This is a genomic window from Spirosoma sp., assembly GCF_048594605.1.
GTDB lineage: Bacteria > Bacteroidota > Bacteroidia > Cytophagales > Spirosomataceae > Spirosoma.
Map to the genome: position 1 here is coordinate 1 of NZ_JBMDWV010000131.1, position 9011 is coordinate 9011.

General features: G+C 47.9%; 8 protein-coding genes. 3 read left to right on the forward strand and 5 right to left on the reverse strand.

All coding sequences use genetic code 11. From position 1 onward, the window contains the following. Positions 1-230: 230 nt before the first annotated feature. Positions 231-1478, reverse strand: a complete 1248-nt coding sequence (locus ACOJS8_RS08155; RefSeq protein ID WP_420148046.1) for a cation:proton antiporter — start codon at positions 1476-1478, stop codon at positions 231-233. A gap of 89 nt (positions 1479-1567) precedes the next feature. On the opposite strand from ACOJS8_RS08155, the gene ACOJS8_RS08160 reads away from it, so the two are divergent. After that, on the forward strand, positions 1568-2962 hold the full coding sequence (locus ACOJS8_RS08160) for a DUF389 domain-containing protein (RefSeq protein WP_420148047.1): 1395 nt from the start codon (positions 1568-1570) through the stop codon (positions 2960-2962). Between the two features lie 29 nt (positions 2963-2991). Here the strand turns inward: ACOJS8_RS08160 and ACOJS8_RS08165 are convergent, their stop codons facing one another. The 3 genes from ACOJS8_RS08165 to ACOJS8_RS08175 all read right to left on the reverse strand — a co-directional run bounded on the left by ACOJS8_RS08165 (position 2992) and on the right by ACOJS8_RS08175 (position 5341). Continuing rightward, on the reverse strand, positions 2992-3195 hold the full coding sequence (locus ACOJS8_RS08165) for a hypothetical protein (protein ID WP_420148048.1): 204 nt from the start codon (positions 3193-3195) through the stop codon (positions 2992-2994). A 101-nt stretch (positions 3196-3296) separates the two neighbouring features. After that, positions 3297-4667: an ATP-binding protein gene (locus ACOJS8_RS08170; protein ID WP_420148049.1), complete on the reverse strand. Its 1371-nt coding sequence runs from the start codon at positions 4665-4667 to the stop codon at positions 3297-3299. Continuing rightward, a complete protein-coding gene (locus ACOJS8_RS08175; RefSeq protein WP_420148050.1) occupies positions 4664-5341 on the reverse strand; it encodes a response regulator transcription factor in 678 nt (225 codons plus the stop codon). The genes ACOJS8_RS08170 and ACOJS8_RS08175 overlap by 4 nt, the downstream gene beginning before the upstream one ends. A 261-nt stretch (positions 5342-5602) precedes the next feature. On the opposite strand from ACOJS8_RS08175, the gene ACOJS8_RS08180 reads away from it, so the two are divergent. After that, positions 5603-5815: a hypothetical protein gene (locus tag ACOJS8_RS08180; protein WP_420148051.1), complete on the forward strand. Its 213-nt coding sequence runs from the start codon at positions 5603-5605 to the stop codon at positions 5813-5815. A 6-nt stretch (positions 5816-5821) separates the two neighbouring features. On the opposite strand, the gene ACOJS8_RS08185 is transcribed toward ACOJS8_RS08180, so the two are convergent. Next, positions 5822-8038 carry a bifunctional alpha,alpha-trehalose-phosphate synthase (UDP-forming)/trehalose-phosphatase gene (locus ACOJS8_RS08185; RefSeq protein WP_420148052.1) on the reverse strand — a complete coding sequence of 739 codons (2217 nt, stop codon included), beginning with the start codon at positions 8036-8038 and terminating at the stop codon, positions 5822-5824. Positions 8039-8341: 303 nt separating this feature from the next. On the opposite strand from ACOJS8_RS08185, the gene ACOJS8_RS08190 reads away from it, so the two are divergent. Next, a partial coding sequence (locus ACOJS8_RS08190) for an alpha-amylase family glycosyl hydrolase (protein WP_420148053.1) occupies positions 8342-9011 on the forward strand: 670 nt, incomplete at its 3' end.

Below are 9011 nucleotides of genomic sequence, written 5' to 3' on the forward strand. Positions count from 1 at the left end.
CACCCTTTACGGCGGCCATTCTGGTGCTGGAAATGACCGACCGTCACTCAGCTATTTTTCAGTTACTACTGGGTGGTCTTATGGCGCAGGGAGCAGCCTCGCTGGTTGACCCAGTTTCTTTTTACGAACACCTGAAAACCAGTTTCGTCCGGGAAGCAATGGATTAACTATTATTTTCGTTGAAATCTTGCCTTTAAAGCCGAATAAGACACCTTAAATCCGTCATTCTATTATGACTCTGCTGGATATAACCGTCGAATGAGTCGTTCCAGAGTTAATCCCTGCCCAATAACAGAAAACAAAACTACGCCATACGTGATGGTAACCAGCAGGTCCTTCTGGGGTAACTCATTCGGAATAGACAGGGCCATCGCAATCGATAATCCACCCCGCAATCCACCCCAGGTCAGCATAATTGGCGCTCTGTGATCAAGATCGAGCCAGCGCCGGGCCAGTCGGAACGGAATCCAGATTGAAATAAATCGGGCCAGTAAAACCAGTACAATTGTAACGACGCATATGAGCCAGAAACCCGATTGAAAATCAATGATGAGTAGTTCGAGGCCGATCAGTACAAACAGTAACGCGTTGAGAATACTATCGATCAATTCCCAGAACTTATCAACATACTCTTCCGTCTGATGGCTCATAGCTTCCTCCCGGGCATGGTCACCCACGAATAAACCCGCGACGACCATAGCCAGTGGTCCGGAAATGTGTAGTTTCTGGGCCAGTAAATAACCGCCCATTACGCCCGCTATAGTAATAATGACTTCGGTTTGGTAGTGGTTAATGGATCGCAACAGCCAGTACATGCCATAGCCTAAGGCTAGTCCAAACAGCACTCCGCCCCCGGCTTCTTCCAGAAATAAGAGCGCGATTTCGCCCATGCTAATGCTCTCAGATCCATTAACTACAATTTGATAAATGGTGGCAAATGCGACTACGCCTACTCCGTCGTTGAACAAGGACTCACCTACAATATTCAGCTTAACACTTTCCGGTAGCTTAAACTTGGCCAGAATTCCCAAAACGGCAATCGGGTCAGTGGGCGAAATCAGCGCACCAAATAGTAAGCATAACGTAAACGATAACGTGAAACCCAACCAGTCCGCTACCAGGTAAAGTCCTGTACCGACCAGCGTCGTACTCAGCAGTACGCCTACCAAGGCAAACAGCATTACAGATCGGCGTTCGACCCGTAGTTGCGTGGCATCCGTATGAAAAGCACCGGCAAAGAGCAGGAAGCTCAGCATGACATCGAACAGAACGCGGCCAAAATCAATTTCGGCAACAGTCTGACGTACCAGCGTAAACCAGGTGGGTTGAATGGCGTTTATACTAATCAGCACTGCCGAAAAGCCCAGCGACAGTACCATAATACCGATGGCATCGGGTAGTTTAAGCCAGCGCGTATTGAGATAAGCAAACAGCGCCGATATCACAATCAGCAAGGTAATCAGCGTAAATACGTTCATAACGTGACATAAGATTTACACAAGGATACATTAACTTTCCATTAAAAGCACTCGTTTTATATCAGTAACCTCCTTAACCGGCTCAGACGATGATCGCTAACGACCCCAGAAGTTCACGAACCAACCGTACCGATCCACTCACCCGTTTCAGCCAGATGATTCGTGAGCGTTTCAGTCTGGAAGAAGACAAAGCTGACGAAGCAGGAATCATTCAGTCAATTAACCGGGGCATTGAGTTTCGGGGCGTTAACCTGTGGACACTCATTTTTGCCATTTTTATTGCGTCTATTGGGCTCAATGTCAACTCCACGGCCGTTATTATCGGCGCTATGCTGATATCTCCATTGATGGGGCCAATTATGGGTATCGGCCTGGGAATTGGCATCAATGACCTGACGATGATTCAACGAGCGCTGAAAAACCTAAGCATAGCTGTATTTATCAGTCTGCTCACCTCAACCCTTTACTTTTTCATCAGCCCACTGCACATTGCCCAGTCGGAATTACTGGCCCGTACCTCGCCCACCGTCTGGGATGCCTTCATTGCTTTTTTCGGCGGACTGGCAGGTATTGTGGCGGGTTCGCGTCGGGATAAAGTCACCAACGTGATTCCGGGCGTTGCTATTGCTACGGCCCTTATGCCGCCCCTATGCACAGCCGGTTACGGCCTGTCGACGGGCAACCTGTATTATTTTGCCGGTGCTTTCTATCTATTTCTTATCAACAGTGTCTGCATCAGTTTAGCTACTTTTCTGATTGTCCGGTTTCTGAATTTTCATCAGAAAGAATACCCATCGGCTGATGTGGAACGGCGGGTTCGGCATACCATCTGGCTGGCCGTGCTCATTGTCGTTGTTCCCAGTAGCTACTTAGGTTATCAAATTGTTCGCAAAACGATTTTTGAACAATCGGCCAAGCGCTTTGTCACGAACGAATGTAATTTTCAGTACCGACAAGTGATTAAATATGACGCCCATTTTAACCGGCAACAAAGTACATTGGAACTCTCGCTGGTTGGAGAGCCACTCCCCAAAGACTCCATCAACCTGTTACGTGCCAAAATGCCAGCTTATGGCCTGGAAAAGGCGAATTTAGTTGTCAAACAGGGTAATTTTAAAGATACAGAAATCAATGTAGACGCCCTTCGAACGACACTGGCAGATCAGGTCATTCAATACAGCCAAGCAACCATTACCCGAAAAGACCATACGATCGACTCACTACGTCGGTATATTGACCTGACTCAAACCTCCCGGCTGCCGGTGGCCGATCTGCGGAACGAACTCAAAACCCTTATGCCGGATGTGCAGACGTTTACGGCTGCCCGGTCGCTGGTGATGAACGCCACCAGTAATCAACCCGATACGGTGATGTTGGTGTACGCACGGTTTTCCCGTAGGCACACGGCTGCTGAAAAACGTAGGATTGAACGCTGGCTGCAAAGCCGTACAAAAAGCAAAAAAATAAAGCTGCTGGTCGAATAAGCGAACGATTGAAGCTAACCAAATTCTACTTATTGTAACAAATGAGGAATATCGACGATCCAGAGCAGTAGCAGCGTCAGTAGGAACAAGATACCCATAAATACCATCAGCCAATCCGGCTTTTGGGGCGGCTCTTCGCTAAACAGTTTCTTGTCGCGGTTTCGAGTAGCCTTAGAAACGGGTCCGGGCGGAAAAAATGGAGTATACAGATACGATGAAGTGCTATGAATCATGGCATTATGTTGTTTACACAATAAATGGGTTAGTAAACAATCAAAAATGCTGTATACGTCTTAAGATTCGCTGATAAACTCCTTAGAATCTGCTTAGAGAATTAGCTTAATCGAGCTAATTCAACGTAGAAAACTGTCGGTTGCCCCATTGTCGATGTAACGCTGATTTGGCCTCCATGCAGGCGAATGATTCGTTCAACGAGCGATAGACCAACGCCATAGCCCCGTACATCGGCCGTTTGGCGGCTTCGGTAAAAAGGCTCGAAAATATACGGCAGGTCGATCACGGGGATGGGGGCTCCCGTATTCTGAATCTGGATACGTACTGAATCCTGATTGAAATTTACGCGTACCATCGCCTGGCTATTATCCGAAAATTTACAGGCGTTTTCAGTCAGATTCTTCAGGGCCGTTTCCAGTAGCGTTTTATTGCCCTGCATCGTTAGCTGGTCGGGCTCATCGGGCAACGTACCAAACTCAACGTTTACCTCATAATTCGGATGCAAGCTCACTACCTGGTCGCGAATGTCCCAGATAATTTCATCCATACGTACTGCATCAGTCAGCAGGCTCGACGCCCCGTCCTGATTGACTTTCGAGAGTTGAAGCAGCTCATGAGTTAGTGTCGTCAATTCGCCAACATCCTCCAGCACTGAGCGAATAGTTTGGCGGTAGGCTTCCTGATTGCGCTGGTTCAATAGGCTGACTTCCAGTTGCGAACTGATCTGGGTAAGCGGATTTTTTAGCTCGTGCGATACGTTGGCAACAAACATTCGCTGCAGCCGGAACGACTCCGCCACCCGATCCAGCAGCCGGTTGATGGTCGTGGAGAGTCGGCTGATTTCATCATTTTCCTGATTTACCAGCAAACGCTCGTCCTGATTGTTCGGAAAAATGGCGTTGACGACCTGATCAATCTGTTGCATCGGACGTAGTGCGTCACCGGCAAAAAACCAACCCGAAAAGGCCGTCATGCCTGCAATCAGAAAAAAAAGACCAGTCAATGACCAAAGGAGTCGTCTTAAAAATTCGTCGCCATAGGTATTTTTTGCGCTGGCCACCACGACCAACTGCCCGGAAGCCGTCATAAACCGGATACCTGACAGATAGAAGCCATCCTGCTGAAAATCCTTGCGTTTGTTTTGCCGGATACGAGTAATAACTGATTTCGGTATTGTTAGGGCTATCCGATCGTTCGTATTTAGAATGATCGAGTTCTGGTTGTCATATACAATGATTTTCTGACTCGGTAACTGATCTTTTCGAATTTGGCTCAGCTGCTGAACCAGCCGTGCATCCAGCCGATGGCGAACCAGCATATCCCCGATTGTGGTAGCTTTTCGGTCGAGTCGACGGTAGAAGTCGGATGAGATAAAATACCAGCAGAACGCATAAATACTCACAAACGCCAGCAGTAAAATACTGGATACCAGACCTGTGAACCGCAAAGTGAGTCGTTTGCGAATGGTCATTCTTCTTTGAACATATACCCCATCCCAAAATGGGTATGAATCAGCTTTTTGGAGAAGTCGCGATCAATTTTTTTGCGGAGGTAATTGATGTAAACCTCCACGACGTTGGTGCCTGTATCAAAGTTCAGATCCCAGACGTGTTCGGCAATTTCCGGCTTCGACAGTACACGCCCCTGATTTCGCATCAGAAATTCCAGGAGGGCAAACTCGCGGGCCGTTAACTCAATCGGCTGCCCATTACGCGTAACCGTTTTAGCGTCGAGGTTCATTTCAACACCTCCATATCGTAGTGTCTGTGCCGTCATGGTTACCTGCATACCGCGTTTGGTTAACGCTCGAATTCGCGCCAGTAGCTCGGCAAACTGAAAGGGTTTGGTTAAGTATTGGTCGGCACCAGCGTCAAATCCAGAAATTTTATCCTCCGTCTCGCCCAGTGCGGTCAGCATTAAGATAGGTGTGGTGAGCCCCTCTGCCCGTAACTGTCGACAGAGTTCATATCCGTTCAGACCCGGCAGAATCAGGTCGGTAATGATGGCGGCATAGTTATTTTTCAACGCTAGCCGCCGGGCAATCAGCCCATCGTAGGCAATATCAACTTCGAACTGGCTTTCTTCCAGGCCCTGCTGAATGGCATGAAGCGTTTTAACCTCGTCTTCAACTACTAATAGTTTCATGTGCTTGTGAAACGGTTTGCTTCTTATGTTGCTAATTGTCCAGTAACCAGGAACTTACCATGTAAACTGGTTTGTCGCATGGGCGTTCTAAGTAAATTCTAAGTTCTCTTTAAGGTCTCCCTTATTTATCTCTATTACTTTTTCCGGCAATAGCCTTGAGCGCTTTTAGCAACGTTGGCCTGTATCCCGCTTTCTCACTGACGGATACAGCCAGTCGTTGTGAATCTACCTGACAATCGTTCTTAAGCCAACAGACTGACTATGACGTACTTTATTATCACTGCCGTAATTCTGCTTCTAGGTGTTCTGAGTTATTTTAGCAGCGCATGGTTTGGCTATCGCTCCTCCCATACAGACCCACTACCTCCCCACTACGGTCATTTACGTCGGCGACTCAAGAAAGAAAAACAGCAACGAAACGATACGTATGACGCTATGACTGAAGAAACTGAATGGCTTAACAAGCACCGATAATTTAGACTATTCATTGGTTACCAACACGTTACTCATTTGTTGCAGTAAGACTTCTACGTCATGCTGCCGAGCCAGCCGATAGCGGGCAAAGGATTGACCCGGTCCAACTTTCACGGTAAACGCCCAGTTAGGCAACTGACGAAACATATCTTCATCCGTCGTATCGTCGCCTATGCTGACAATAAAGTCGTAGGATTTCTGCTCTAGAATCGTGTGCGCGACCGTTCCTTTACTGTGCTGTGCGGCCCTGACTTCCACCACTTTGTTGCCCTGAATAATCGACAGTGGAATGGAGAAAGAAGCGCCACGCAACTGATTGGCCAACTCGATGGCCTGGCCTTCAATATCTTCAGCCTCCGCCATTCGGTAATGCCAGACGAGAGCGGTTTCTTTCTCTTCAATAAAGGACCCCGCAAAGCGATCCACAAAAGGCGTCATCATAGACCGAACGCTGCCCACCCAATCATCCGTTGATAAATCGAGTAGTTCCCAGGCCTGATCTGGTTTTTTCAGGAACGCGCCATGCTCGGCGACTAAATGAACGCGAATACCCACGAATGTTTTTTCCAGAAAGGCCCGATTGCGCCCGCTGATGACCACTACTTCGCTACTTTCTGCTAAGTACGCTAACACATTTTTCATCACTTCAGACGGACTGGCATCGGCCGGGTTGTTCACAATCGGGGCTAACGTACCATCGAAATCCAACAGTAATAACCGCTGACGAGATTCTTCGAACGACCGGACAAAAGCCTGTACCGGAAGATCAGTTTCCAGCTCGGGTTGTTCACGTAATACGTCGTTGAAAGCGGTAAGAAAGTTGTGGCTCCACCGAAATACGGTATGGTTTTGCAGATGTTTCCGCATATTTACCATCCGCCGTTCCTGTTCTGACTGGGGCATTTCCAGACCCTGCCGGATGGCATCAGCTACTTCCTGCGTATCGGTTGGGTTAATAATCAGCGCATCCCGCAACTCCTGCGCGGCTCCCGCCAACTCACTCAAAATCAGGACACCTTTCTGATCATGGCGACTGGCAACAAACTCTTTACACACCAGATTCATGCCATCCCGAATTGGCGTAATCAGGGCAATGTCGCAGGCCGTGTATAAAGCCAGCAGTTCAGTAAAAGTCAACGACGTATAGGAATACACAATCGGGCGCCATCCAATCGTACCAAACCGGCCATTAATCCGACCGACGGTTTCTTCGATCTCGCGTTTGAGTTCCTGATACTGACCAATCTTATCCCGCGATGGCACTACGGTCATTACAAATGTTACCTTGTCGTGCCAGTCCGGATTGTGCTGTAAAAACCATTCAAACCCCCGCAGTCGATAAATAATTCCCTTTGTGTAGTCGAGTCGGTCAACCGAAAAAATAAGTTTATTGTGGCGAAGTAGCTGTTGATAATGCTCGCCGGTATTTACTACGTCCGTTTCCTGACTGCTTTCGTTAAACTTATGAAAGTCGATGCTGATCGGGAAATCTTTCACCACAACCGACCGGTCGGGCAAAACGATCCGTGAGCCAATCATAGGCAGATCCAGTACGTCGGAAACACTTTGCAGAAAATGCTGGACGTAATCGGTGGTATGGAAGCCGATCACATCAGCACCCAAAATGCCTTTAAGTAGTAGGTAGCGCCAGGTGCGGGGCAGCAACTTGACAATCTCGTACGTTGGGAAGGGGATATGGAAAAAGTACCCGATCGTCGCATCAGGCATCGCCTGCCGAACCATATCGGGCAGCATCATCAGTTGGAAATCGTGAATCCAGACCAGATCACCAGGCTCAATCAGAGCGGTTAGTTCTTCCAGAAATCGTGTGTTGGCCTGCTGATAATATTGAAAGTCCGTCTCTTTAAACGAAGCGTAAGAGGGAAAGTAATGGAATAATGGCCAGATAAGGTCATTACTGAACCCGTAATAAAAACCATTATGAACCTCTTCATCCATAAAAACCGGATGGGCTACAAACGTATCATTTTCCAGAGTAGCCGGATCAGCCTGTTCCAGCGACGTATCGCCATGTCCAACCCAGTGAATTTTAGTTGTTGAGCACGCCCTCTGCCCCATCTGTTCCGCCATTGACAATACAGCCGACACTAATCCGCCTGAATTCTGCCGCAGTTCTGTTCCAACGTCGATTTGTTGAATCGTGAACGGTAAGCGGTAGGAAACAATGAGTAATCGGGTAAAAGAGGATTTAAATGTCTGCATCAAGAGTGTCGCGCTACTGAACGCGCAGTGTAATGAGACAAATAACGCGTCAGGGCATTAGAAGGGACTTAAGCAAAACTTAAAAACTCCTTAGAAAACCAGCAAACCAATTGAATTTCAGGCAATATCTAAGAGAATGCATCCTTCTAAGGAGTTTCTAAGCAGATTGTAAGCAGATTTTTAGCTCAAAGTCGGAAGTTGCCAGAATTAGACCAGAATTAGATACGTATCCAATTGTTTCGGGCGAAACAGCCTGCAAAGACGTAGTGGCAGGTAAAGAACAGACCTTACTCACAAGCAACTATGACAAACAACAGCAATGAACGGCAAGACAGTCTTCACTGGTATAAAGACGCCATTATTTACGAACTCCATATTAAGGCGTTCTGCGATGGCAATGGCGACGGTATTGGTGATTTTCAGGGGCTGCTCGAAAAGCTAGATTACCTGCAGGAACTGGGCGTTACGGCCATCTGGCTGTTGCCTTTTTATCCATCGCCCCTACGCGATGATGGCTATGACATTGCCGATTATTACACCATTAACCCATCGTACGGTACAATTGAGCAGTTTAAAACTCTGCTTCAGGAAGCGCATCAACGTAATTTGAAAGTCATTACGGAGTTGGTCATCAACCATACATCTGATCAGCACCCCTGGTTCCAACGCGCCCGGAAAGCGCCCAAGGGTTCGCCTGAACGCGAGTACTACGTCTGGACCGACGCCCCTGCCCAGTATGGAGATGTCCGGATTATTTTCCAGGATTTCGAAAATTCCAACTGGACCTGGGATCACGAAGCGCAGCAGTATTACTGGCACCGCTTTTTCCATCACCAGCCCGATCTGACTTATGATAATCCGCTGGTTCAGGAAGAAGTGTTCAGTATGATTGATTACTGGTGCGAGGTGGGCGTTGATGGATTTCGGCTGGATGCCGTACCGTTTCTGTTCGAGCGGGAGGGCACGAATGGTG